The 25562-nt window shown below is 62.5% G+C and carries 24 protein-coding genes; 22 read left to right on the top strand and 2 right to left on the bottom strand.

The annotated features are described in order from the left end of the window. The first annotated feature begins 51 nt into the window (after positions 1–51). From pheS to AAAX35_RS00350, 6 genes are all read left to right on the top strand, one after another. The gene (gene pheS, locus AAAX35_RS00375; protein ID WP_035136801.1) at positions 52–1128 is read left to right on the top strand and encodes a phenylalanine--tRNA ligase subunit alpha; all 1077 of its coding nucleotides are present in this window, start codon (positions 52–54) and stop codon (positions 1126–1128) included. Between the two features lie 63 nt (positions 1129–1191). Beyond that, positions 1192–3645 (top strand): phenylalanine--tRNA ligase subunit beta, encoded by a 2454-nt coding sequence (gene pheT / locus AAAX35_RS00370; protein WP_349116366.1) that lies wholly within the window; start codon positions 1192–1194, stop codon positions 3643–3645. 246 nt (positions 3646–3891) lie between these two features. Continuing rightward, a complete protein-coding gene (cbiM, locus tag AAAX35_RS00365; protein ID WP_349076059.1) occupies positions 3892–4977 on the top strand; it encodes a cobalt transporter CbiM in 1086 nt (361 codons plus the stop codon). Beyond that, positions 4955–5791: an energy-coupling factor transporter transmembrane component T gene (locus tag AAAX35_RS00360; protein WP_349116365.1), complete on the top strand. Its 837-nt coding sequence runs from the start codon at positions 4955–4957 to the stop codon at positions 5789–5791. Before cbiM ends, AAAX35_RS00360 begins: the two co-directional genes overlap by 23 nt. A gap of 46 nt (positions 5792–5837) precedes the next feature. After that, a complete protein-coding gene (locus tag AAAX35_RS00355; protein ID WP_229090555.1) occupies positions 5838–6608 on the top strand; it encodes an ABC transporter ATP-binding protein in 771 nt (256 codons plus the stop codon). An 80-nt stretch (positions 6609–6688) separates the two neighbouring features. Next, positions 6689–7537, top strand: a complete 849-nt coding sequence (locus AAAX35_RS00350) for a hypothetical protein (protein ID WP_349116364.1) — start codon at positions 6689–6691, stop codon at positions 7535–7537. Here the strand turns inward: AAAX35_RS00350 and AAAX35_RS00345 are convergent. After that, entirely contained in the window at positions 7534–8607 is a 1074-nt protein-coding gene (locus tag AAAX35_RS00345) for a hypothetical protein (protein WP_225094193.1), read from the bottom strand. The two genes, AAAX35_RS00350 and AAAX35_RS00345, sit on opposite strands and share 4 nt — an antisense overlap. Positions 8608–9029: 422 nt before the next feature. Then, the gene (gene pyk / locus AAAX35_RS00340) at positions 9030–10490 is read right to left on the bottom strand and encodes a pyruvate kinase (protein WP_138374409.1); all 1461 of its coding nucleotides are present in this window, start codon (positions 10488–10490) and stop codon (positions 9030–9032) included. Positions 10491–10931: 441 nt separating this feature from the next. Here pyk and AAAX35_RS00335 point away from each other — a divergent pair, with 441 nt between their 5' ends. From AAAX35_RS00335 to AAAX35_RS00260, 16 genes are all read left to right on the top strand, one after another. After that, complete coding sequence (locus tag AAAX35_RS00335; protein ID WP_349116363.1) at positions 10932–13613, top strand: cation-translocating P-type ATPase; 2682 nt, start codon at positions 10932–10934, stop codon at positions 13611–13613. 345 nt (positions 13614–13958) lie between these two features. Next, the gene (gene rsgA / locus AAAX35_RS00330; protein ID WP_349116512.1) at positions 13959–15038 is read left to right on the top strand and encodes a ribosome small subunit-dependent GTPase A; all 1080 of its coding nucleotides are present in this window, start codon (positions 13959–13961) and stop codon (positions 15036–15038) included. A gap of 252 nt (positions 15039–15290) precedes the next feature. After that, positions 15291–15950, top strand: a complete 660-nt coding sequence (gene cpaB / locus AAAX35_RS00325; protein ID WP_349116362.1) for a Flp pilus assembly protein CpaB — start codon at positions 15291–15293, stop codon at positions 15948–15950. Then, positions 15950–17593, top strand: a complete 1644-nt coding sequence (locus AAAX35_RS00320) for a P-loop NTPase (protein WP_349116361.1) — start codon at positions 15950–15952, stop codon at positions 17591–17593. The genes cpaB and AAAX35_RS00320 overlap by 1 nt, the downstream gene beginning before the upstream one ends. Next, positions 17590–18918 (top strand): CpaF family protein, encoded by a 1329-nt coding sequence (locus AAAX35_RS00315; RefSeq protein ID WP_349116360.1) that lies wholly within the window; start codon positions 17590–17592, stop codon positions 18916–18918. The genes AAAX35_RS00320 and AAAX35_RS00315 overlap by 4 nt, the downstream gene beginning before the upstream one ends. Continuing rightward, entirely contained in the window at positions 18891–19817 is a 927-nt protein-coding gene (locus AAAX35_RS00310; protein ID WP_349116359.1) for a type II secretion system F family protein, read from the top strand. Before AAAX35_RS00315 ends, AAAX35_RS00310 begins: the two co-directional genes overlap by 28 nt. Next, on the top strand, positions 19814–20455 hold the full coding sequence (locus AAAX35_RS00305) for a type II secretion system F family protein (RefSeq protein ID WP_349116358.1): 642 nt from the start codon (positions 19814–19816) through the stop codon (positions 20453–20455). The genes AAAX35_RS00310 and AAAX35_RS00305 overlap by 4 nt, the downstream gene beginning before the upstream one ends. Positions 20456–20465: 10 nt before the next feature. Next, a complete protein-coding gene (locus tag AAAX35_RS00300) occupies positions 20466–20699 on the top strand; it encodes a hypothetical protein (RefSeq protein ID WP_349116356.1) in 234 nt (77 codons plus the stop codon). Continuing rightward, positions 20663–21226, top strand: coding sequence for a hypothetical protein (locus AAAX35_RS00295; protein ID WP_349116355.1), 564 nt, complete (start codon positions 20663–20665; stop codon positions 21224–21226). Before AAAX35_RS00300 ends, AAAX35_RS00295 begins: the two co-directional genes overlap by 37 nt. A 1-nt stretch (position 21227) precedes the next feature. Then, on the top strand, positions 21228–21446 hold the full coding sequence (locus AAAX35_RS00290) for a hypothetical protein (RefSeq protein WP_147333370.1): 219 nt from the start codon (positions 21228–21230) through the stop codon (positions 21444–21446). Then, positions 21421–21921, top strand: coding sequence for a TadE family protein (locus AAAX35_RS00285; protein WP_349116354.1), 501 nt, complete (start codon positions 21421–21423; stop codon positions 21919–21921). The genes AAAX35_RS00290 and AAAX35_RS00285 overlap by 26 nt, the downstream gene beginning before the upstream one ends. 76 nt (positions 21922–21997) lie before the next feature. Further along, the gene (locus tag AAAX35_RS00280; RefSeq protein ID WP_349116353.1) at positions 21998–24058 is read left to right on the top strand and encodes a hypothetical protein; all 2061 of its coding nucleotides are present in this window, start codon (positions 21998–22000) and stop codon (positions 24056–24058) included. Beyond that, on the top strand, positions 24058–24534 hold the full coding sequence (locus AAAX35_RS00275; RefSeq protein WP_349116352.1) for a hypothetical protein: 477 nt from the start codon (positions 24058–24060) through the stop codon (positions 24532–24534). The genes AAAX35_RS00280 and AAAX35_RS00275 overlap by 1 nt, the downstream gene beginning before the upstream one ends. Further along, positions 24531–24890 carry a DUF192 domain-containing protein gene (locus tag AAAX35_RS00270; protein ID WP_349116351.1) on the top strand — a complete coding sequence of 120 codons (360 nt, stop codon included), beginning with the start codon at positions 24531–24533 and terminating at the stop codon, positions 24888–24890. The genes AAAX35_RS00275 and AAAX35_RS00270 overlap by 4 nt, the downstream gene beginning before the upstream one ends. Before the next feature lie 58 nt (positions 24891–24948). Then, the gene (locus AAAX35_RS00265) at positions 24949–25215 is read left to right on the top strand and encodes a hypothetical protein (protein WP_349116350.1); all 267 of its coding nucleotides are present in this window, start codon (positions 24949–24951) and stop codon (positions 25213–25215) included. Then, positions 25215–25499 carry a ribbon-helix-helix domain-containing protein gene (locus AAAX35_RS00260; protein WP_195445762.1) on the top strand — a complete coding sequence of 95 codons (285 nt, stop codon included), beginning with the start codon at positions 25215–25217 and terminating at the stop codon, positions 25497–25499. The genes AAAX35_RS00265 and AAAX35_RS00260 overlap by 1 nt, the downstream gene beginning before the upstream one ends. Positions 25500–25562 lie beyond the last annotated feature (63 nt).

Raw genomic sequence — 25562 nt, 5'->3', positions numbered from 1 at the left:
GGGTGCTAGCCGCCCCGGCAAGCGAGATGCGCGAGAGACGAAAGGGAAGACATGAGTCTGATTGATGATCTGGTCAAACTCGAGGAAGAGGCCAAGGAGCTCGTCGCAGGCGCCGACGACGCTGCCAAGCTCGAGGCTGCGCGCGTTGAGCTGCTCGGTCGCAAGGGCCGTATCACCGGCCTGATGCGCATGATGGGCAAGCTCGCCCCCGAGGATCGTCCCATGATGGGCAAACGCGCCAACGAGATGCGCCAGCTGATCGAGGGCATGCTCGACGAGCGCACCACCGAGATGAAGGCTGCCGCCCTCAAGCACGCGCTCGAGCACGAGGCCGTCGACATCACGCTGCCGGGCATCCGTCCGCAGATCGGTCACCAGCACCTGATCAAGCAGATCATCGAGGAGGCCGAGGACATCTTCTGCGGTATCGGCTACACCGTCGAGTCCGGCCCCATGGTCGATACTTCCTACTACAACTTCACCGCGCTCAACGCGCCCATGGATCACCCGAGCCGCTCGGCTCGCGACACGTTCTATGTGGTCGACAACAACCCCGGCAGCGTCGCGCATCCCGAGGCTCACGCTCACGGTGAGTCCGACGTGCTGCTGCGCACCCAGACCTCGGGCGTGCAGATCCACACCATGGAGTCGCAGAAGCCGCCCATCTACATGATCTGCCCGGGCACCGTCTACCGTCCCGACACGGCCGACGCCTGCCACCTGCCGCAGTTCAACCAGATTGAGGGCCTGGTCGTCGACGAGGGCATCACCTTTGGCGATCTTAAGGGCACGCTCGACTACTTTGTTAAGTGCATGTTTGGCGAGGATCGCAAGACGCGTTACCGCCCGCACTTCTTCCCCTTCACCGAGCCCAGCTGCGAGGTGGACGTGAGCTGCCACGTGTGCGGCGGCAAGGGCTGCAACTTCTGCAAGCACAGCGGCTGGATCGAGATCCTGGGCTGCGGTATGGTCGACCCCAACGTCCTGATCAACTGCGGCATCGACCCCGAGAAGTACACCGGCTTCGCCTTTGGTATTGGCGCCGAGCGCGTCGCGGCACTGCGCTACGACCTGCCCGACCTGCGCACGTTGATGACTGGTGACATGAGGTTCTTGAACCAGTTCTAGAACGCTTTCTTCTTAGTTGCAGTTTCCGGCTCAAAGCCGCATTTATGAAAGGAGACCAGTTAGATGCGCGTTTCTTACGACTGGCTCAAGACCATGATCGATATTCCGGAGGATCCCAAGACCCTTTCGGACGAATATATCCGTACCGGTACCGAGGTCGAGGCGATCGACACCGTGGGCGAGTCCTTCGACCACGTGGTGACCGCCAAGGTGCTCACCAAGACCCCGCACCCCGATAGCGACCACATGTATGTGTGCTCGGTCGACGTGGGCGACAAGAACCTCGACGCCGATGGCAACCCCGCCTCGCTGCAGATCGTCTGCGGCGCGCAGAACTTCGAGGCTGGTGACCACATCGTCACGGCCATGATCGGCGCTGTCCTGCCCGGCGACGTCAAGATCAAGAAGAGCAAGCTTCGCGGCGTCGTGTCCATGGGCATGAACTGCTCCGCGCGCGAGCTCGGCCTGGGCGGCGACCACTCCGGCATCATGATCCTGCCCGAGGATACGCCCTGCGGCATGCCGTTTGCCGAGTACGTGGGCTCGAGCGACACCGTGCTCGACTGCGAGATCACGCCCAACCGCCCCGACTGCCTGTCCATGATCGGCATGGCCCGCGAAACCGGTGCCATCTTCGACCGCGATTTCCACGTTGAGCTGCCCGCCATCAAGGTCGAGACCGGCCGCGCGACCGACGACGAGCTTTCGGTCGAGATTGCCGACGAGGGCCTGTGCGACCGCTACGTCGCCCGCATCGTGCGCAACGTGAAGGTCGGTCCCTCGCCCGACTGGATGGTCAAGCGCCTCAACGCCCTGGGCGTGCGCCCGCACAACAACATCGTCGATATCACCAACTACGTGATGATGCTCACCGGCCAGCCGCTGCACGCCTTTGACCTCGACACCTTTGCCGAGCGCGATGGCCACCGTCGCGTGGTGGTTCGCGCCGCCCGGCAGGACGAGAAGTTCACGACTCTCGACGGCGAGGAGCGCGTGCTCGACGCCGGCATGGGCCTCATCACCGACGGCGAGCGTCCCGTGGCGCTGGCCGGTGTCATGGGCGGTATGGATTCCGAGATCGAGGACGATACCGTCGATGTGATGGTCGAGAGCGCCTGCTTCAACGCCGGCCGCACCTCGCACACCAGCCGTGACCTGTCGCTGATCTCCGACGCCTCCATCCGCTTTGAGCGCCAGGTCGACGAGACCGGCTGCGTGGACGTCGCCAATGTGACGTGCGCGCTTATCGAGGAGATCGCCGGCGGCGAGGTCGCCCCCGGCTATGTGGACGTGTTCCCCGCGCCCAAGACCATCGACAGCATCAAGCTGCGCCTGGCCCGCGTGCACGCCATCTGCGGTGCCGACATCGAGCCCGACTTTATCGAGCGCTCGCTCACCCGCCTGGGCTGCACCGTCGAGCGCGACGGCGAGGACTTTATGGTCACGCCGCCGAGCTTCCGTCCCGACCTGCCGCGTGAGATCGACCTGATCGAGGAGGTCCTGCGCCTATGGGGCATGGGTCGCGTCACGGCAACCATTCCGGCTGCCAAGAACCACATCGGCGGTCTGACGCGCGAGCAGAAGCTTACCCGCAAGGTCGGCGAGATCCTGCGCGCCTGTGGCCTCAACGAGACCACGACCTTTGGCTTTGCTGCCCCGGGCGACCTGGAGAAGATTGGCATGTCCACCGAGGGCCGCGGCTGCCCCGTGGTTCTCATGAACCCGCTGGTGGCCGAGCAGACCGAGATGCGCCGTTCGCTGCTGCCGGGCCTGCTGCAATCCGTGGCCTATAACGAGGCCCACGGCACGCCCAACGTGCACCTGTACGAGGTCGGCAGCTTGTTCCACGGTCGCGAGAACGCCAGCCTGCCCAAGGAGACCAAGTCCGTAGCGGGCGTGCTCTCGGGCCAGTGGAGCGAGCAGTCCTGGAGCATGAAGTACCGTAAGCTGCGCTTCTTCTTTGGCAAGGGCATCGTTGAGGAGCTGCTTGCTCAGCTGCGCATCGAGAAGGTTCGATTCCGTCCCGTCGAGGGCGAGAGCTATGCCTTCCTGCAGCCGGGTCGTGCTGCCGAGGTGCTCTCGGGCGGTACCGTGCTGGGCTGGGTTGGCGAGATCCACCCCGAGGCGCGCGAGGCTATGGGCATTGACGAGGTCGTCGTTGCCTTTGAGCTCGACCTGGACAAGCTGATCAAGGGCGCCCGCAACCAGGAGAACTACCGTGAGTTCTCGCAGTACCCGGCCGTTGAGCACGACCTTGCTATCGTGGTCGACAACACTGTGACCTGCGAGGATCTTGAGCGTCGTATTACGAGTGCCGGCGGCAAGCTGCTCGAGGGCGTGCGCCTGTTCGATGTCTACCGCGATCCGGTCCGCATCGGCAAGGGCAAGAAATCCATGGCCTTTGCGCTTACGTATCGCTCCGACGACCACACGCTCACCAGCGAAGAGGTCGAAAAGGCGCACCAGAAGATCGTCACCAAGGTGTGCAAGGGCGTAAACGGCGAGGTCCGCGGCTAGGTCCTGCGCTGGGGTATGGGTCAGCGGTGGCTGCTGCCGAATCCTACGTGACTGCTATGCCCGGTATAAGGCGCTGCTGAGCCTGCATATATGACACGCGCATTACATAACGGCGTGCTGCTTTGTCGGCAGTGCGCCGTTTTGCTATGATAGCCCGCGGCGTGTTACGAATCTGACAATACGTAACACTGACAAGGTGATTCAAGCGGCGTTGCAATTCCGTGCGCCGATAACCGGGAGGCGTACATGCACATTCCAGATAATTATCTGTCCCCGCAGACCGATGCCGTCATGGCAGTGGCGATGGTGCCCGTTTGGATCCACTGCATCAAGAAAGTGCGCGCCACGCTCGATCGCGAGCACATGGCTTTCCTGGGCATCTGCGCCGCGTTCTCCTTCCTGCTTATGATGTTCAATGTGCCGCTGCCCGGCGGCACCACAGGTCACGCCGTCGGCGGCGCGCTCATTGCACTGCTGCTAGGCCCCGAGGCCGCGGCTATCGCTGTCTCGGTTGCGCTGGCGCTGCAGGCGCTGCTGTTTGGCGACGGCGGCGTTCTGTCGTTTGGCGCTAACTGCTTTAACATGGCCTTTGTGCTGCCGTTTGTCGCTGCTATCGTGTTCCGTGCGCTCAACAGCCGCCTGCACGACAAGAGCTGGGGCACCTCGGTTTCTGCCGTCGTGAGCGGTTGGGTCGGCCTGTGCCTGGCGGCCCTGTGCGCGGCAATCGAGTTTGGTATTCAGCCGATGCTCTTTACCAACGCTTCGGGCGCGCCGCTGTACTGCCCCTTCCCGCTGTCCGTGGCTATTCCGGCCATGTTGATCCCGCATATGCTGGTTGCCGGCGTGATCGAGGGCGTGGCGACGGCCGCCATCTACGGTTTCATTAAGAAGACGGCGCCGAGCGTTATCGTCGGGCCCGAGGCCGTCGATGGCCAGCTTACTGCCGAGGGCGCTGCTGCCAAGAAGACCTCGCTGGTCCCCACGCTCATCTTGGTTGCCGTGCTTGTCGTGGCTACGCCGCTCGGCTTGCTTGCCACAGGTGACGCATGGGGCGAGTGGGACGCCGAGGGCGCCGCGACCGCCGTTCAGGAGGCTGGTGACGACAGCCTGCAGGCTTCGGTCGGCCTTGATACCCCGACCTTTGCCGACGCTCTGCCTACGGGTGATTACCTGCAGGCCTATTCCGAGGAGCAGGGTCTTGGCTTTGCCGGTCAGGCTGCCATGTATATCCTGTCCGGCGTGATTGGCGTGGCGGTGCTCACCATCGCATTCCGTCTGATCTCGCTGACGGTTAAGGAAAGCGGTGCTCATGGCAATAGCCGAGCTGCCTAGCTGGCTTGCGGTCGAGCAGCGTTACGAGCCCGTGGGGGCTCGGCATCGTGTGATGCAAAAGAACGTCCTGCACCTGGCGAGCCTGCTTGAGCGGGTTCGCCTGGGTGGAGGCGCGCACGAGGGCGGGTCGATGGTCGACCGCGCCCTTTCTTGCGTTTCGGCTCCGGTGCGCCTGGTGGGGATGCTCGTCTGCGTCCTGTGCGTGTGTCTGACGCAGAGCCCGCTGTACCTCATGTTGATGGCGGCTATCGCGCTGGTGCTGGTCGCGGTGCGCCCCGCACGCGGGCTGCGTGCGACCATTGTACCGACGCTCGGCGCCACGGGGCTTGCGGTGGTTCTGGCATTGCCTGCCCTGCTGCTGGGCGCGTCTGCCACGGGCGCCATGCTCAAGATCGCGCTCAAGACCTTCATTAATGTGTCGCTGGTGCTGGGCGTTTCGTGGACGCTTACCTGGAGCCGCATGTCGGCGGCGCTCAAGATGTTGCACCTGCCCGACGAGGTTATCTTTACGTTTGATATGGCACTCAAGCATATCGAGGTGCTGGGACGCACGGCGCACGATCTGTGCGAATCGGTCATGCTGCGCAGCGTTGGCCGTGCGCCCGAGGGATTTTCGCGTACCGATTCGATCGCGGGTATCATGGGCATGACCTTTATCAAGGCGATGAAATGCAGCCGCGCGATGGACGAGGCTATGCTTTGCCGCGGCTTTGCCGGTGCGTATCCGGCTCCCGCGCGCGCCAGGTTTGGCTGGCGCGATGCGGCCTATGCGGCCGGCGTGGCGCTGCTGACAGTGTTGTGCGCCGTGCTGTAGGCGCTGCTGGTTCCGACTGGGGATGCAAATGGGGAAGGGCGACGTTTTGGCAAACGATACAAATGACGCGATGGGCGCGAGCGGTGCTGTTGGCGCCGAGGCAACGCCGCTCATCGAGTTTCGCGACGTGGTGTTTTCCTATGCGGGCCATACGGTGGTCGACGGCGTTTCGCTGCGCGTGGACCGTGGTGAACTCGTTGCCCTGCTCGGTCCCAACGGCTGCGGCAAGACGACGATTATGCGTCTTATTAACGGCCTTGAACTCGTGGATGCAGGGGCATACCTGTTTGACGGGCACGTGATCGATGAGGCGTTTCTAAAGGATTCCGCGGCCGCTCAGCGTTTTCATCAGCGCGTAGGTTTTGTGTTTCAGAATGCCGATGCTCAGCTGTTCTGCGCTACGGTGGGCGAGGAAGTTGCTTTTGGTCCCGCGCAGATGGGGCTGCCGGCAGACGAGCTCGAGCGCCGCGTGCGCGATGCCATGGGGCTGTTCCAGGTTGCCGACCTTGCCGACGCCTCTCCCTATCAGCTCTCGGGCGGGCAAAAGAAGCGCGTTGCGCTGGCTGCGGTGGTGTCGATGAACCCGGATATCTTGGTCCTCGACGAGCCTACCAATGGGCTCGACGAGGATTCATGCGACATTGTGGTCAACTTCTTGCTGGCCTACGTCGCGGCGGGTAAGACGGTCTTGATGAGCACACATCACCAGGATTTGGTGCGACGCCTGGGTGCCCGTGCAATCTATATCGATCGATATCACCATGTGATCGAGGCGCCTTCGCCGTCGTATGGAACCGAAAGCGGTGCTACGGACTAGTTGCTGCGTAGAGCGTGCGTAGCCGCCCGCGCGGCTTTGCCGTGATGGTATAGTTATCCAGGTTTTTTATGGGGGTGGCTATGCCAAGCTGGAACATTCATATCGCTCAGACGGAGCGTTTGCTGGAGCGCACCGGTGCGCTTGCCAATAGCGTGCGCGACCGCAATGCCTTTTTGTTTGGCTGCGTGGTTCCGGATATCTTCGTGGGCTATATGGTCCCTGGCATCGCCGATCCCATCCCGTACCGCATTACGCACTTTGCAAAGCCCGAGCCTATCCCTAAGCCTCGTGAGCATGAGTTCTGGGATACCTATGTGGCACCGTTGCTTAAAAGTTCGCCCACCGGTGCGCCAGCCGCGGCCACCTCGATTGTCGATGAGCGCGAGCGACTGAATCGCGTGCACTATCCCCAGCGCTACAGGGATGCCGAGCCGGTTGCCGGTCCCGGCGCCTGTGAGTTCTCGCTTGCATCCGAAGATGTGGCGCAGTCGTTGCTCGATTTGACACTGGGTGTCTGGTCGCATCTGGTGGCCGATACCGTATGGAATACGCGCGTGAATCAGTACCTGGAGGCGCACGGCGGCAAGCCGTGCGAGGAGTTCCGCATTAAAAAGCAAGGCGACTTTGACTGGTTTGGCAAGACGCTCGGCATTGTTTCGATTCCGCGCGCGACCGATCGCCTGTATACTGCGGCGACGCGTTTTGGGCAGTATCCCATCCATAAGGAGTATGTGCTCAAGACCATCGGCGTTATGCACGAGATCGTGCGCGAAAACCCCGGCGAGCCCGACCATCCGCCATACCGCCTGCTGACCGAGAAATTCTTCGACGCAACGTTTACCGAGGTCATCGAGCTGACCGAGGCGGGCTTTGCGGCTCGCGTTGCCGCTTCTGGCGTTCCCGCAGTCCCCCTGATTGCTAGCTGCTAGCTGGCCGGCTTGGCGGTGAATAGCTCAACCCAATTGACAAGTAGCTCTTGCCGCAGGGTGACTTCGGCGGCGCGCTCCTGTTTGGTCTTTGGGGTGTAGGAAAGTCCAGCCTTTTTATGGATGAGCTCGGCTATGTGGTCGAAGCTCTTCTTATCCTTAATCTGGCCAAAGGTAATTTGGATGACGTCGTAGCCCATGCTTGTGAGCGCGGTGGCGCGCTCGGCATCGGAGAGGCTCGCGGCTTCGCTGTCGTGGGCGGAGCGGCCTTGGCATTCAAGGATGACACCCATGCTGTCGGTGGCGCTTTCGATGAGGATATCGGCGTAGCAGCAGGTTTTGTCATACAGCGAGCGCGCGGCGTCGCTGAGTGGGATGCGCACGTTGTTTGCGATGTTGATGCCCATGCCGCCCTCGTCGCGGGGGAGCGAGATAAGCATGGAGGTCTGTACTTCGAAGGGCGAGGCGGTCTGTCCTGTCATGCGTTCGGCGGCCCAGCGGAGCTGCTTAACACCGCGCAGGCCTGCGGCCTGCTTGGCGAACGCGGCGATATCCGCTGCGGAAAGAAGCGGCGTGCGCTTCCACAGGTTGGTATCCTTGCCGTTGACGTCGATAACCCGCTCCCAGCCGCAGTTGGGTGGAATGAGCTTAAGCGAAATAGCTTCATCAAGTTGCCGTTGCGCTCGTTTGCAGGGTGTATACACAGCAAACGAGCTGCACATCTCATAACACGCCATAAGCAGCTGGTTGCGTGAGACCTGCGTAGCAAGGTTGAGCAGTGTGAACTCGGGCGATGTGACATCAAACCCATGCTCGGTTTGCCTAAACGACCCGGGAGGCGGCTCTTGGGTCAGGAGGTGCGATTTAAACAGGCTTCGCGACCCGGATTGTGCCCGAGTGAATACAATCCTGTGAAGCGGTGCGTGAAGCAGGTCTTTTACAACTGCATGACTTCCGAGGCCGCAACATCTGCGATCCATATTGCCAAGGCTAATGGCAGGGTAAAGGCCTAATATCTGTGGCGGGATACGGTGATAGTAAAAAGCGGATTGACCGCATAGCGTCAGGTCCATGACGTCCTCCTGGTCGAAATATGCTTTTGGACCGTGCGATGCCAGTGTCAATTCGGAAGTATGCGGCAAAATCTAAACCTTGTGAGCAGACCTGGCTTTTGAGGCTAGTTTATCAGGCATTTTGTTGCGAAAAAACGGGGTGTGCTCGGAGGTATCAGAATTTGCCGCATACTTCCGAAAAGCAGGTCAATCCGGCTCTTGCTAAAACGATTTAGCAGCGTCGGTTAAGGTGTGGGTTTGCCACCGGGCGAACACTTTTAGCGCTTGGGACTTTATTCATTGGGTCTCGAAGGGTGGATTTCGCGCTTTTGGTAAAGAAATGAGTGTGTGTTTTGCCGTGCGCCGGCATTGGCACAGAAAAAGGGCCCGGAAGGCTTCGCCTTCCGGGCCCTTTGCGATGCAAGTGTGCTTGCAAGTACGACTTAGCGCACCTGAGCGACGTAAGCGACGTTGGTCGAGGAGACCTTGTCCTCGAGCTGGACGCTCATGCGGGGATCGCCAGCGGTGGCGACGGTCAGGTCGCCGGCCTCGACGTAGCCGAGCTCCTTAGCGGTCTCGATCGCCTTGACGATCGTGCCGTTGACGGTGCCCTGGGTAATCTCGGCCTGGTGCGGGATAACGCCCCAGTACATGATCATCTGCTGGACGGCCCACTCGTGGCGGGAGAACGCGCAGATCGGCATGTTGGGACGGAAGTGCGAGATCAGGCGAGCAGTACGGCCGGTGGTCGTCGGCACGGTGATGCACTTGGCGCCAACGGTGGTGGCCATGTTCACAGCGGACATACCCACAACGTTGTTGACAACGCGGGTGCCGTGAGCGTCAGCCGGAACCTCGAGCGGAGCGTGAGCCGGGAGGTACTTCTCGGTCTCGAGAGCAATGCTGGCCTGCATCTTGACGGCCTCGACCGGGTACTTACCGGCAGCGGACTCGCCGGACAGCATAACGGCGTCGGTGCCGTCGTAAATGGCGTTAGCAACGTCGGCAACCTCGGCGCGCGTCGGGCGCGGGTTCTGCTGCATGGAGTCGAGCATCTGCGTAGCGGTGATAACGGGCTTGTAGGCCGCGTTGCACTTGGCGATGATCTCCTTCTGGATGTGCGGAACGAGCTCGGGCTTGATCTCGATGCCCAGGTCGCCACGGGCGACCATGATGCCGTCGGAAGCCTCGAGGATCTCGTCGAAGTTCTCGACGCCCAGGGCGCACTCGATCTTCGGGAAGATCGTCACGTGCTCGCCGCCGTTCTCGCGGCAAAGCTCGCGGATGCCGCGGACGGACTCGCCGTCGCGGATGAAGGAAGCGGCGATGTAGTCGATGTTCTCGGTCAGGCCAAAGAGGATGTCCTGACGATCGCGCTCGGTGATGGCGGGCAGCGAGATGTTGACGTTGGGCATGTTGACGCCCTTGCGCTCGCCGATCAGGCCGTCGTTCTTAACGACGCAGGTCATGTCCTGGCCGTCGACGGACTCGACCTCGAGGGCAACCAGGCCGTCATCGATCAGGATGAGGGAGCCCTTCTCGACCTCGGAGGGCAGAGCCAGGTAGTCGAGGGAGATGTGCTCAGAGGTGCCGTGGAAATCCTCGGTCGTGGGCTGAGCGGTGACGACGATCTTGTCGCCGGTCTTGACGGCAACCTTCTTGCCGTCGACCAGAAGGCCGGTGCGGACCTCGGGGCCCTTGGTGTCGAGCAGGATGCCGACGGGCATACCGAGCTCCTTGGAAATACGACGGACGCGCTCGATGCGACCGTGGTGCTCGTCGTAGGAGCCGTGCGAGAAGTTAAAACGGGCGACGTTCATGCCCGCCTTGATCATCTCGCGGATGGTCTCGTCGCTATCGCAGGCGGGACCCATGGTGCATACAATCTTGGTGCGCTTGTACATTCAGACCTCCATCTGACATCGTCTTGCGCTGATAGATAAACCATAAGAAATAAAACCGAGTTGATTATAACGAAATGGCGTCCGAATACCCCAAAAAATCGACCGTATGCCGAATTAGAAGTTCATTTTTTGCGGAAAAACGGTATATGCAAAAACTTTACCAACCGTTCTAACCGCTGCTATCTGGGCGATATTTCAATTTGATGATGCGCCGAAGAAAAAACGTTTTATCAGTATTGAGCATCACACGGTCTGCACCGTTGCTTATGGACCATATTTCCAAATGGATTGTTTTGGCTAGACGCGTTGCTTTGGGGTACCATAGCTCCACTATCAACTGCCGCTCAGCACGGCAGCCTTGATGAGCCCTTGCCCTTCTCCTGGGAATTATGATCGGGCATCAATCTGCTGAGTGGCCCGAATCCCAGGAGGGGACTCTATATGCAAAAGGAATACCTGTCCGCCGCGGCGGAGGTGCTCAGCGACCAAGGTGTCGATGAGAACCTCGGCCTGAGCGACGACGAGGCGTCGTCGCGCCTCGCTAAGACAGGCCCTAACAAGCTCGAGGAAGCCGAGAAGACGCCGCTGTGGAAGCGCTTCTTTGAGCAGATGGCCGACCCCATGGTCATCATGCTGATCGTTGCCGCCGTCATCAGCGCGCTCACGGGCATGGTCAAGGGCGAGGCGGACTTTGCCGATGTCGCCATCATCATGTTCGTCGTTATCGTCAACTCGGTGCTGGGCGTGGTCCAGGAGGCTAAAAGCGAGGAGGCTCTCGAGGCCCTGCAGGAGATGAGCGCGGCGCAGTCCAAGGTGCTGCGCGACGGCAAGCTCGTGCACCTGCCGAGCGCCGAGCTCGTGCCCGGCGATGTGATCATGCTCGAGGCGGGCGACTCCGTCCCGGCCGACTGCCGTGTGCTCGAGAGCGCCACGATGAAGATCGAGGAGGCCGCCCTTACCGGCGAGTCCGTGCCCGTCGAGAAGCATGCCAACGTCATTGAGCTCGCCGTCGGCACCGACGACGTGCCGCTCGGCGACCGCAAGAACATGTGCTACATGGGTTCCACCGTGGTATACGGCCGCGGTCGCGCCGTCGTGGTCGGCACCGGTATGAACACCGAGATGGGCAAGATCGCCGGCGCCCTGGCCGAGGCCAAGGAAGAGCTCACGCCGCTGCAGGTGAAGCTCGCCGAGCTCAGCCGCATCCTCACCATCATGGTTATCGTCATCTGCGTCGTCATCTTTGGCGTCGACATCATCCGCCACGGCGTGGGCAACGTTCTCACCGATCCGACCGCGCTGCTCGACACCTTTATGGTCGCTGTCTCGCTTGCCGTCGCCGCCATCCCCGAGGGCCTGGTTGCCGTCGTGACCATCGTGCTGTCGCTCGGCGTGACCAAGATGGCCAAGCGTCAGGCGATTATCCGCAAGCTCTCTGCCGTCGAGACCCTTGGCTGCACGCAGACCATCTGCTCCGACAAGACCGGTACCCTCACCCAGAACAAGATGACCGTCGTCAAGCACGAGCTCGCTGCGCCTAAGGAGAAGTTCCTGGCCGGCATGGCTCTGTGCTCCGACGCCCAGTGGGACGAGGAGCTGGGCGAGGCCGTGGGTGAGCCGACCGAGTGTGCGCTCGTCAACGATGCCGGCAAGGCGGGGCTCACTGGCCTGACTGCCGAGCATCCGCGCGTGGGCGAGGCCCCGTTTGACTCGGGCCGCAAGATGATGTCCGTGGTCGTCGAGACCCTGGACGGCGAGTATGAGCAGTACACCAAGGGCGCGCCCGACGTGGTGATCGGCCTGTGCACCCATATCTACGAGGGCGACAAGGTCGTTCCGCTGACCGAGGAGCGTCGCGCCGAGCTCGTGGCCGCCAACAAGGCCATGGCCGACGAGGCCCTGCGCGTGCTGGCGCTGGCAAGCCGCACCTACACCGAGGTCCCGGCCGACTGCAGCCCCGCTGCGCTCGAGCACGACCTGGTCTTCTGCGGCCTGTCCGGCATGATTGACCCGGTCCGCCCCGAGGTCGCCGACGCCATCCGCGAGGCCCACGATGCCGGTATCCGCACCGTCATGATTACGGGCGACCACATCGACACCGCCGTGGCCATCGCCAAGCAGCTGGGTATCGTCACCGATCGCAGCCAGGCCATCACGGGCGCCGACCTCGACCGCATGAGCGACGAGGAACTCGACGCGCACATCGAGGACTACGGCGTGTACGCCCGCGTTCAGCCCGAGCACAAGACCCGCATCGTCGAGGCTTGGAAGTCGCGCGACCAGATCGTGGCCATGACGGGCGACGGCGTCAACGACGCCCCGTCCATCAAGCGCGCCGACATCGGCGTTGGCATGGGCATCACCGGTACCGACGTCACCAAGAACGTCGCCGACATGGTGCTTGCCGATGACAACTTCGCCACCATCATCGGTGCCTGCGAAGAGGGCCGTCGCATCTACGACAACATCCGCAAGGTCATCCAGTTCCTGCTTTCGGCAAACCTTGCCGAGGTCTTCTCGGTGTTTATCGCCACGCTCATCGGCTTTACCATCTTCCAGCCGGTGCAGCTGCTGTGGGTGAACCTGGTCACCGACTGTTTCCCCGCGCTCGCGCTGGGCATGGAGGACGCCGAGGGCGACATTATGAAGCGCAAGCCGCGCAACGCTAAGGACGGTGTCTTCGCCGGACATATGGGTCTGGACTGCGTGGTCCAGGGTCTGATCATCACCGCGCTGGTGCTGGCGAGCTTCTTTGTGGGCGTGTACTTTGACATGGGCTACATTCACATCGCTGATATGATCGCCGGCAATGCCGACGAGGAAGGCGTGATGATGGCGTTCATCACGCTCAACATGGTCGAGATTTTCCACTGCTTCAATATGCGCAGCCGTCGTGCGTCGCTGTTCACCATGAAGAAGCAGAACAAGTGGCTGTGGGCTTCCGCTGCGCTGGCGCTGGTGCTGACGGTGATCGTGACCGTACAGCCGACGCTTGCCGAGATGTTCTTTGGCCCTGTGACGCTTGAGCTCAAGGGCGTTCTTGCCGCGCTGGGCCTGGCCTTCCTGATCATCCCGCTGATGGAGATCTACAAGGCGATCATGCGCGCTGTGGAGAAAGAGTAGCGTACTCGTCCGGGCCCGCCCCACGCCCTTTCTCCCTCACTGGTCCTCGCGCTTCGCGCTGCGGGATCGTTCGGGAGAAAGGGCTTCCGGGGCGGGCCCTGCGGTATCCTTGTTGGCTTTTCTCCCGTGCGGATGAAAAGGGCTGAGGGAAAGTTTGTGAGCTGGTCGGGCTTTGCCCGGCCAGCTCTTTTTGATTTAAAATACCTGCTCAGTTGTGATTTTGGCTGCTGGGAGGCGTTTGTGGCTAAGGCTAAAGCTAAAGCGAAGAAAAAGACGACGGGGGCGCGGGCTAAGCGCGATCGTCGTCGGAAGCTTGCGACCGAAGCTCCCGCGTCTGCCGAGGAGCTGCTGGCAAGCGTGCCGGGACTCGATGCGCTGCAGGATGTTCCGGCGTTCGACGATCTGCCGGTCGATGATGCTCAGCGGGCTGCCTTCGATGATTATTGTGCTCGGGCCGAGGAGCCCGAGCAGATGCAGCTTGGTGCCGTGGTGCGCCTGGATCGTGGGTTTCCGCTGGTGGCGACTGCCGATGACACCTTTCGTGCCGAGCATGCCGTGGGGTTTGCCAAGTCGCGTGGCGAGGACGAGGTTCTGCTGCCCGCCGTGGGCGACCGCGTGGCGGTGCGTCGTGCGCCCGGGCACGACATGGGCGTGATCGAGTGCGTGCTGCCACGCCGCACGAGTTTTGAGCGCTGGCGCGGACGCGCTCGCGGCGAGCGTCAGGTGCTTTGCTCCAACGTGGATAGCGTGCTGATCGTGCAGGCGCTCGGCGCCGGCGAGGTACTGCTCGACCGCGTGGCGCGCTCGCTGGTGTTGGCACTCGACTGCGATGCCGAGCCGGTGGTGGTACTCACCAAGGCCGACCGCTGCGACGCCGATGAGCTCGAACGCGATCTGGACCGCGTGCACCGCTTGGTGGGTCCGGACGTGCGCGTGATCGTGACGTCCTCTGCCGAGGGTCGTGGCCTGGACGAGGTGCGCGCCTGCGTGCCCGCCGGGAGCTGCGCCATGATCTTGGGTGAATCGGGTGCTGGCAAGTCGACGCTGCTCAACGCGCTGCTGGGTCACGATACATTGGCGACCGGCGGCGTGCGTGAGCGCGATGACCAGGGTCGTCACACCACGGTCGCGCGCGTGATGGTGGCGCTGCCGGGCGAAGCCGGCGTTATTGCTGACGCGCCGGGCCTTCGCAGCCTGCCGCTCGTGGGGCATGAGCGGGGCTTGGCACGCGCGTTTCCCGAGATCGTCGAGGCGTCGCGTGCGTGCCGGTTTGGCGACTGCACGCATACCCACGAACCGGGCTGCGCCGTTCGCGAGGCCGAGGATGCCGGGCAGATCGACAGCCTGCGCCTGGAGACGTTCCAAAATCTGGCGTCATCCATGCGTGTGAGTGCTCAGATGCTCGATCCCGATGTCCATCTGTAATCGAATCTACCTATGACAGCCGTCTCCCAATGGCACGGGAGGCGGCTTTTTTATTGCCGATGCGCCCCTAAACGTGCGTTTTGCCGACGTGCTGACCAAAACCTTGCCACGAGCTTGACGGGCCGGTCAGCTTTTGGTCGGCAATTGGTTTGACACTCAAAACCAAGATCGCGATCGCGTCGTTTTGCTGCTTGCCCGCTCGGACAATGGTGGTACGGGCATCCGCCCGGTGCTACCTTGAGAGGAGCGGCCGTGAACAAGAGCAAGCGCATCGCCATCAGTCTGATCGCGGGCGTGCTCGCCGCGTTGCTCTGCATGGTCTACGCATCGTCGATCCGCTCGCGGGCTGAGCAGGCCCAGGCCGAGACGCTGGCCAAGTATGGCGGCGATCGCGTCGAGGTGTGCGTCGCGGCACGCGATATCGATGCGGGCGAGACGCTTGACGAGACCAATGTCATAACCCAGGAATGGCTGGCGAGCCTGTTGCCGCGCGATGCGGCGACCGAGTTGCGCCAGGTGCGCGGCGACGTGACGACCTCACGCATCCCTAAAAATGCCGTGATTTGCGATGTCTACACCAAGGCCGAAAGCCACACGTTCGAGGTGCCCAAAGGCAAGGTCGCCGTTTCGGTGGCGGTTGATGCCGAGCATTCGGTCGGGGGCGCCACGGGCGTGGGCAGCTACGTGGACGTGTACGTGCAAAAGGACGGCGTGACCGATCGGCTGTGCGGCGCGCGCGTGATCGATACCAGCGAAGTGGCCGGCGCCACGCGCGAAGGCAAGATCGAATGGGTGACGCTGGCGGCCGACCCCGAAGACGTTAAGGAATTGCTGGGGGCCTCGGGCAAGGGGACGGTCAGTTTGACGATTCCCGCCACGGTGCGCGGCAAAAAGAGCGGAGGCGACGAGTGATGAAGGCGATCTGGCTTGCATGCTGCGCGTGTGGTGATTACGGATTGCTGCAGCGGGAAGTCGAGGGTCGCGATGCGGGCGCGCAGGTGCTTCGCGTGGGCGACCTGGATGGGCTGGTGTCCATGGCGCGGGCGTTTCCGTCGCGTCGCGGGGCGGCGATTATCGCGGCAGCCCTGTTCGATGCCGAAGACGTGCGAAAGACTGTTGCACGCCTGACGGCCGAGGGCCGTGTGAGCCGCGTGGTCGTACTGATAGAGACGCTCGATCCTTCGGATATCGAGGGGCTGTTTCGCGCGGGGGCGACCGAGGTTATCGCTGCGCGCAGCATATGCGGCAACGGGCGCGCGGGCGAGGGAACGGTTGATTACGGCCGGTGTATGACGATTGAGCCCGAGGCTTTTGTTGATAGGGAACCCGGGGCGCCTCGCGCTACAAGAGGCCCGCGTGTTGATGATTGTGGAAAAGCGGAAGCCGAGCATGGTCGGTGTCCCCGGGACCCCCTTGCATACGATGAAGTCGGAGAGCCGGTGCCGTATGGCGAGGATCTTTTGGCTGTAGATATGGGATACGTGCATGGCGTGAGCCTGGTCGATGAGCTCGACGAGGTTGAGGGACTTGCCGGGAACGACAATGTTCGTGTCGATGCGACCGTGAAGTCCCCAGATTCGGCCCCGCGGACCGAGCAGCCTGCCATGCCGGCTTGGGCGCAGCATATGAGCGCTGCCGGGGAGACGGGGACGTTGCCGCCTGTGCCGGCGCCGCCTGCCCCCACGCCGTCGGCGGATGCCGCCGCTTCGTCGCATCGAGCCCCGGTTGTCTGCGCCGTCTCGGGTTCGGGCGGTTGCGGCAAGTCGACGATCGTCGCCGCCATGGCGCACGCGGCGTCGCTGCTGGGCCTGCGCGCTGCCGTGCTCGACTTGGACCTGATGTTTGGAAACCTCTACGACCTGCTGGGTGCCGATACCCCGCATGACATGGCGACGCTTATCGAGCCATCGGCTGCGGGCACACTTGCCGAATCGGACATCGTGGCCGCCTCGATGCGCGTGGCCCCGGGCGTTACGCTTTGGGGCCCGGTCGCCGCGCCCGAACAGGCCGAGCTCATGGCGCGTCCGGTGGAGCTGTTGCTCGATGTCTTGCGCCGCGAATCCGACGTGGTGCTTGTCGACACCTCGGTCTTTTGGGGCGACGCCGTGGCGGCCGCGGTGGCGGCGAGCGACCGCTGCCTGGTCGTGGGCGATCCATCGGTGTCGTCTGCGACGTCCGCGGCACGCGTCATCGAGTTGGCGAGCCGTGTGGGCGTGCCGCGTACGCGCATGAGCGCCGTGTTCAACCGGTTTGGCGCGCGCGGCGCCGACGAGGATGTCGCCATGCGCTTTGAGATTACCTGCGCGTTGAGCTCCAAGATTCGCATTGCCGACGGCGGGCAGGACTTGACGGCGCTCATGGCATTCGGCCGTGCTGACGAGGCAGTGGGCCAGACCAGCGCTTTTGCCACCAGCGTGCGCGAAGCCACGCGCGAGATGCTCGTGGAGCTGGGCTGCGCCGTCGGTCCCTGGAGTGACATGGTCACCGACCGCGCGACGCGCACCGAGCGCCCACGTATCCGTCTTCCCTGGTCGCGCGAGGGTGATTCGCGATGAGCTTGCAAACAAGGATTAAGGAAGCCGGTGCGGCCGCGGCGGCGGCGCCTGTTGATGCGGGGCGCCACCGTGCCGTCAAGCGCCGCACCAAGCGCGCCGTGATGGACCGCATGGGCTATGACGAGGTGGCGCGTATCAGCGCATACATCGATCCGGCGCGCGCCCGCTCGGAATTGCGTCCTGCGGTGGAGGCGGCGCTCAACGTGGAGGAGCCGGGCGACCTGGCGACGCCCGAGCGCGAGACCATCATCGACGAGATCTTGGACGACGTGGTGGGCCTGGGCCCGCTGCAGCCGCTCATCGAGGACGACACCGTCACCGAGATCATGGTCAACGGTTGCCGCTCGGCTTTCTTTGAACGCGGCGGCGTCTTATATCCCATCGAGCATGCATTTGAGGATGACGAGCAGATCCGCGTGCTTATCGACCGCATCATCTCGCCGCTGGGCAGGCGCATCGACGAGCGCAGCCCCATTGTCAACGCCCGCCTCAAGACGGGCTATCGCGTCAACGCGGTGATCCCGCCCGTGGCGATTGATGGGCCAATCCTCACCATCCGCAAGTTCTCAGATCGCATCTGTTCGTTGGACGAGCTTGTGGGCCTGGGGTCGCTGCCGCTTTGGTATGCGCAACTGCTGTCGTGTGCGGTGTCGCTGCGTCAAGATCTGGCGGTTGCGGGTGGCACGGGATCGGGCAAGACCACGCTGCTCAACGCGCTGTCATGCGAGATATCCACCGGCGAGCGCATCGTGACGATCGAGGACTCCGCCGAGCTCAAGTTTGCGCATCACCCGCATGTGGTTCGCCTGGAGGCGCGCGAGGCTTCAATTGAGGGCGAGGGCGCGGTGACAATCCGCGATCTGGTGACCAACGCCCTGCGCATGCGTCCCGACCGTATTGTGGTGGGTGAGGTGCGCGGTGCGGAATGTTGCGACATGCTGCAGGCCATGAACACCGGGCACGACGGATCGCTCACCACGCTTCATGCGGGCACCGAGCAGGAGACCGTGGTGCGTTTGACGCTGCTTGCGCGCTATGGCATCGATCTGCCGAGCGAGCTTATCGAGGAGCAGATTGCCATGGCGCTCGACGGCATCGTGATGTCCGAGCGTCATGCGGACGGCAGGCGTTTCGTGTCCTCCTATTCGGGGGTGCGACGCGGCACGTCAGGCGGCGTGGAGCTTGAGCGCTACGTGACGTTCGATGCCGCCACGCGCACCTGGACGCTCGATCGCGAGCCTCCGTTTATCGCGGAGGGCCTGCGCTCGGGAACGCTCACACAAGAGGAGGTGGACGAATGGAGATCGTTGTGCCCCTCGTCGTAGGGGGCTTGACAGGGCTTTCTGCCGCGGTGGCGTGCGGGGCGGAGCCTCGTGTGTCGCGCGTGCCGCCGGCGGAACTGGTCAGTCATGCGCTTGAGTCGGTTGCCGAGAGGCTGCCGCGCGAGTTGGTAGAAAACGACCTGCTAAAAAAGATTGCCCGCTCCTGGGCGGCGCTGGTTCCAGCACATCGCCTTGGCCTTGTTATCGAGGATGACGAGGCGCGCCTGGCATGCTTGCTGCTATCGAGTGGTGTCTGCGGCATTGCCCTGACTGTCGTATCGCTGTCGCCCATCGGCTTTGTCCTGGGGCTGCTCGCACCGTTTGGCGTAGGCGCCGCTCGCGACACCTTCGACCGTCGCCGCGAGCAACACGATGTGGAAGAAGCCATGCCCGAGGCCTTTACGGCGCTCTCTATGTCGCTCGCCTCGGGTCATTCGCTGGCCCAGGGCATGAGGTTTGTGGGAACTCACGCGCAAGAGCCGGTACATACCGAGTTTTTGCGCGTGGCGGCGGCGATCGACTGCGGCGTCTCGGCGACTGATGCGTTGGATGACCTACTCGACCGTATCGATGCCCCCGGCCTTTCGCTTGTCACTTTGGCGCTCAAGGTGTCGCAGCGAACCGGCGCCCCGCTTGCCGACCTGCTATCCGAGGCGTCGAGCATGGTGGGGGAGCGCATTGAGCTCAAGCGCCGCTTGGACGTCAAGACATCGCAGGCTCGTATGTCGGCACACATGGTCTCGGCGATGCCGGCGGGTATGTGCGCGGTGCTGGCGCTGCTTTCGGCCGACTTTCGCCGCGGCCTTGCAACGCCGGCGGGTGCCGGTGCCGTGGTGTTGGGCCTTGCCCTCAACGCCGTCGCGCTGGTGGTTATCCGGCGCATTATGCGGGTGGAGCTATGAGCGTCTTGGTCGGGGCCGCGGCGTGCCTGTGCGCGCTCAGTGTGTTTATCGTGACGGGTTTGGAGCGTGCAGACGCATGCAAGATCGCCCAGGTCTGCAAATGCGAGGCGCTGCTGGTTGTCGCGGCTGCCCGCTCGGTGACCGATGGCCTGGTAACACGGTTGAAGGGCATGCTCGGCACGGGTGGTACGGCGCAGGTGTCGCTTGGCGAGGTGTCCGAGATGATCGACGTGGTGCGTCTGGGGCTTTCTGCTGGCCTTTCGTTCGATGCGGCGCTTGAGGTTTTTTGCGCCAATCGCCGATCGACGTTGGCGCTCCGCCTTGAGCGAGCCTGCATGGCGTGGCAGGTGGGCGTGGGGACGCGCGAGGACGAGCTTCTGGCGGCCGCGCGCGACCTGAATGTGCGGGCGCTCGAGACCTTTGCCATCACAGCGGGGCAGGCGCTTGCCCTCGGTGCCCCGCTTGCCGAGACGCTGGCGGCTCAAAGTCGCGAGATTCGCGCGGCCCATCGCGCTGCAGTCGAGCGCGAGATTGAGCGCGCGCCGGTCAAGCTGCTGATTCCCACCGGCACGCTCATCTTGCCGGCGTTGCTTCTGTCCATATTGGGCCCGCTGCTGGGAGCAGGCGGGATGATGTAGGGAGGAATACATGAATACGATGACTGACGTTGTTGACAAGGTCTGGAGCTTGGCGTTTTGCCAGTCAATTCACGCTCGCCAGCGTGCCGAAGAACTGCTGCGGGAAGAGAGCGCGCAGGGCACCACCGAGTACGCCATCCTAGTCGGTGTGCTCGTGGTGATTGCCATCATTGCCATCGTCGCATTTAAGGGCAAGGTCCAAGATTTATGGAGCGCTATCAGCGAGGGCATCAACAGCCTGTAGAGGGCGCCCGTCCCGTCGGCGCGTTGCTGGTGCTCGCCTGTGCGGTCGTGGCAGTGGCAGTGGCGGTTTGGGGGCTTAACGCAGCACGGCAACAACGTTTAGGGGCTGCCGCGGATGCGGGATCGGGTTCGGCTGCGGCGTCTCAAATAGACGATGCGCGAGACGCGGCCGATGCGAATGCCGCCGTCACGGCGCAAACGTTCTTGCAAGCACTCGACGAGCGAGCGGACGCTGCAACGGGTTCATCTGCAAACAATGCCGTCGCTGTTCGTCTCGCATGGTCCGAGTGCCGACCGATGACCGAGGCGGCGGCGGATATGCTGCGTGCCTATCGCGAGGTGCCCACGGCGCAACTTGCTCTGAGCGGCTATCTCGACATCAAGGGCAACGTGTGGGGCGCCATCGTGCGTGACGGACGCGGCTGGGTCGATATGGTGACGGTTGCCGCGGATGCTGGTGATACTTCGTGTTGCCTGCGCGTGGTCCGCCTGACCCCGCAGACAACGAACTCAAAGGAGGGGTCGTGAAATGCATGATGTCCTGCGCGAGGAATCTGCCCAGGCAACGGTCGAATACGCCATCGTCACGGTGGCACTGCTTTCCATCGTGCTGGCGATCGCAGGGCTTTGGCGTGCCGGTGCCGATGGGCGCTTGGCGGCGCTGGTCGAGCGGACGGCATCTCACGGCGTCACCTCGACATCGGTTGTCGACGCTGCTGCGGGTGCTAAGGACATCGTGCTGTATTGATGTTGCGCGCGAGGACCGGGCTCAGTCTACGGTCGAGGCGGCATTCCTACTGCCGACGTTTCTGACGCTCGTCCTGTTGGCGCTGCAGCCGGTGTGCCTGCTCTATACACGCGCGGTCATGGAGTCTGCCGCCGCCGAGACCGCGCGGCTCATGACCACGACGACGGTGGGGGATGACGAGGATATTAAGGAGTTTGCCCGCCGCCGTCTTGCCGCGGTTCCCGACGTTTCGATTTTCCATGCCGGCGGGCCCCTGTCGTGGGATATCGAGCTTGGTCGGGCCGATGCGGGCGGCGTCTCGTCTGTTTCCGTTACCGGCGAGGTTAAACCGCTGCCCGTGATCGGTGCGTTTGCGCAGGCTATGGGTAGCGCAGGCAAAAACGGCTATGTCGAGCTTAAGGTCGACGTCTCGTACCAATCGCGTCCCGAGTGGCTGGAGGGAGATTATGATTCATGGATTGCTGCATGGGATTAAGCGCTGCCTGTTGAAGGTGACGAGGGGGCTTGCGGGCCGTTGCCGACCGCGTGCTCGCTGCAAGCGAGGCGGCTTTATGGGTCGAGCCGGGATCGACCTGTTTATCGAAGACGGTGCCTATACCACGCTCTCCTCTGCGGTGGTCATCTTGGTGGTGCTCACGCTGCTGTTTTCGTCAACGGCGGCGATATGGAGCATGTCGCGCGCGGGGGACACCCAGGTGGCTGCCGATAGCGGCGCGCTGGCAGGCGCCAATGTGGTGTCGTCCTACCACACGGCTGCGACGGTGGTGGATGCGAGCATTTTGAGTTTGGGCCTGGCGGGGTTTGCCACGATCGGCACCGGCTTGGTCGCCATCCTTATTCCGGGTGCCGAGCTTGCCGCGGGCGATATGGTCGACACGGGAATTGAGATCATTAAAACGCGCAACAAGTTTGCCAAAAGCGCCTCCAAGGGCCTGCAGAAAATCGAGACGGCTCTACCGTATCTGGTCGCTGCGCGAGCTACGCAGGCCGTGTCGGCGCAGGAAACCGAGGGCGCGACCTATACCGGTACGGCGCTTGCCGTACCCAGGACGTCCGAGTCGGATTTCGTTGCGCTCGAGGGGTCCGAGATCTCGACCGATATCATTAAAGACACATCGAAAGATCTGGAACGCGCAGCAGATGAGCTGCAGAAGGCCTCGGAGGAGACGGCGAAAGCAAAAGAGCGCGCCTGGCTTGCGGATTGCGGCGGGTCGGATCCGGCTTCGGTCGGCAGTTGCTCATGCATGTGGGAACGCGCGAGGAGTTTGGCGAAGCTTTCGGATATTGAGAATCCGCACTATGCCTCGAGCGTCACATGGGAGCCACAGGTGGCGTTCGATCGCGCGAAGACCTACTATCACCAGCGTCTGGCAGACGAAAAACCGCAGGGTTCAAGCGTCGAGATGAAGGCGGAGTCGGCGGCGCGCAAGGCGTTTTACACCTATGCGAGTACAGAGGTCAATCGTGCATATGTAACCGAGGACGGAGATGAAGTCGCTTTCTATATCCCGCTGTTGCCGCGCAACACCGACGAGGTGCGAGCGACGGAGCTCTATACCGATGCGGTGTGGCCAGCCAGTGCCAATGATGGCAAGACGTATCTGCATTACGGAACGAGTTGCCCCAACTATAAGAAAGGGACGCCAGGCGGGCTAGCCTCGGTCGCTGCTTATGACGGGCAGGACAAATGCAACAGATGCCATTTTGGTGTTTCGTCGCTCGGCGCCGTTGCGGCTCCTTCGACTTCAATCGAAAACGGCTTCGAGTACCACTTTGATCGATTCAAAGACGCTCTGGAAGACTACGTCGAATGCCGCAACAAAGAGCTTGAGCTCATGCGCCAGACCGAGGACGAGGCTGACCGTGCGGGCAATGCGTTTGACGAGGCTATTAAAACGCTTTCGGGCGAGCGTCCGCGTATCGCCCCGCCCGGTCGCAACGGCGTGGTCGCCTTTGCGGTTTCGGGTGCCATCTCGAGCCCCGATGAGCTCAACTCTTCGTTTAACACGACAGTCAGACTTGGTGAGCGCGGTTCGATCTCTGCTGCGGTGCTGGCACCCGATGACGCGACGGCGCAGAACAACGTTCTCTCGCGGTTTTTCTCGACGTTGGAGGAACGTTCGGGTGGCGTTGCCGGCGTACTCGATGGCGTCATGGATGTTTGGGGACGGCTACTTGTGGGATACGGAGACATCCAGGGCTCGGCCGACGAGCTTATGGATGAGATGATCGATGGCCTGGGAGGGAGCAGTGGCGCGCTGGGCTCCATTGCATCGTGGCTCGGCGATACCGTTTCGGCGTCCGTGGCGGCGCTGGGCTTGGAGCCGTGCGACTTGCGCCTGCGAAAGCCGGTGCTGACCGACACCGCCAATGTCATCAAGAGCCCTGGGTCTGACATCACAGGTCTTTCTAAAGTGCAGGACAAGCTACGAAGTATTCCGCTGGGCGTGACCGACCCCAAGGCGCTTTGCGAGGCGCTGGAATATCAAGTCGAGCGCACCATCAGCGGCACGGTGTTCACGCTTGCGGAGATTCCGCTGCCCGGCGGCGGTTCCATTCCACTCACCGTCGATGTCGCCACGCTGGCGGGTGCCCTGGGCGGTGGGTCGTAATGAGCATCCGCAAGCGCCTGCGCGAGGAGCGCGCCCAGGCGACGGTCGAGATGGCCGTGGTCACGCCCGTCCTGCTGGTTCTGGCGCTCATCGTGTACAACGTCATGGTCTTTGCCGGCGCGGTCGCGCGCTTCGATCGCGTGGTGCCCGATATCGTGCTAGCGCATGCCGTGGCGCCGAGCGGGGAGGGCGATGACAGCTCCATCGATGCCTCCGCGACCGTTCAGGCTCAGATCCAACATGCCATGGAAGGCTATGACTTGCAGATTGAGGTCTCGAGCGAGCAGGGTGCGACGACATCGGATGGCGGTCTGCTTTCGCTCTCCGGCACGTTTAGGACCTATACCTGTACCATGCGCTACGAGCCGTGGCCGAGCTCGCTCAGCATCGCCGGCGTTTCGCTGGGGGCACCGGCAAAGTTGTCGCACGAGCGCGCAGTGACGGTCGATCCGTGGCGTCCGGGGGTGGTTATGTGACCGCGGCCTCATCCTACATTGCCTACGCGCGGGCGCTCAACAGGCTGGGTTGGACGCCTGCCGAGTTTGTGGTGGCGGAGTCGTTTGCCGTGCGCCTGCGCGGCATGCTGGGACGGTCTCCGATTGCCGCCAACAGGTTGCCGCTCGTCATGGCGTTCCCACGCTGCTCTTCGGTCCACACCTGCTTTATGGCCTACCCCATCGACATTGCTTTTATCGACCGCAACGGCAGCATCCTCGCATGCTACGAAAACGTCCGTCCTTGGCGCATGTGTTCCTGTCCCGGTGCCTGGGCGGTGCTGGAACGCCCTTCAATCCTCGCTACACCTCCCGCCTTTCAACAAGTGCCGGCGTAAGAATTGGCGACAGCGGACTTTCGTCATACGAAATTGGGTAAGATGGAGGAGAAGATGCATGGATGTTGAGATCCATCCCAACGCCAAAAAACACTTGACGGAAAAGCAAGTGCTTGGTGCCTGGTTCGCGGTTACTGAGTGCATTCGCCGCGAGTCGGAGGACGAGCCGCCGAGATGGCTTGCCATTGGATGGCTTCCAGATGGTCGAAGTGTGGAACTTGTTACAGTCGAACTAATTCGTGGATGGCTCATTATTCATGCCCTGTCTCCGGTTCAGAAGAAATTCTGGCAAGAGATCGAGCAAGCTCGGCAGAGGGGTCGATGATGAGCAAGGCGTATACGGCTGCCAATGGTCAGGTTGTAACGGATGAAATGATTGACGCGTGGTGCGAGTCGTACGAGCATGGCGGGTTTCCGGACGGCGAGCATACCGTTGGGGGGATCGTGCACGGGCGGCCTCCGCTCTCAAGCGAAGGGACGGCAACGCTATCGGTCAAGATTCCCCTAGGGATGAAGGAGGCGATTCGTCGTCGGGCGGCGGCTGAAGGAATGACGCCAAGTGAGTTTGCCCGTGCAGCCTTGAGCGAAAAACTTCTTGCGGTGGGTTGATGTCTCTAACGTGCTGTTCTATAGGGTCGGCCTTGTGGCTGGCGCCGTGCTCAAAAACTTTTT

The organism is Collinsella sp. CLA-ER-H11, assembly GCF_040092445.1.
Lineage (GTDB): Bacteria > Actinomycetota > Coriobacteriia > Coriobacteriales > Coriobacteriaceae > Collinsella.
The sequence above is the reverse complement of the archived record's forward strand: the minus strand, read 5'-3'. Positions and strand labels throughout refer to the sequence as shown.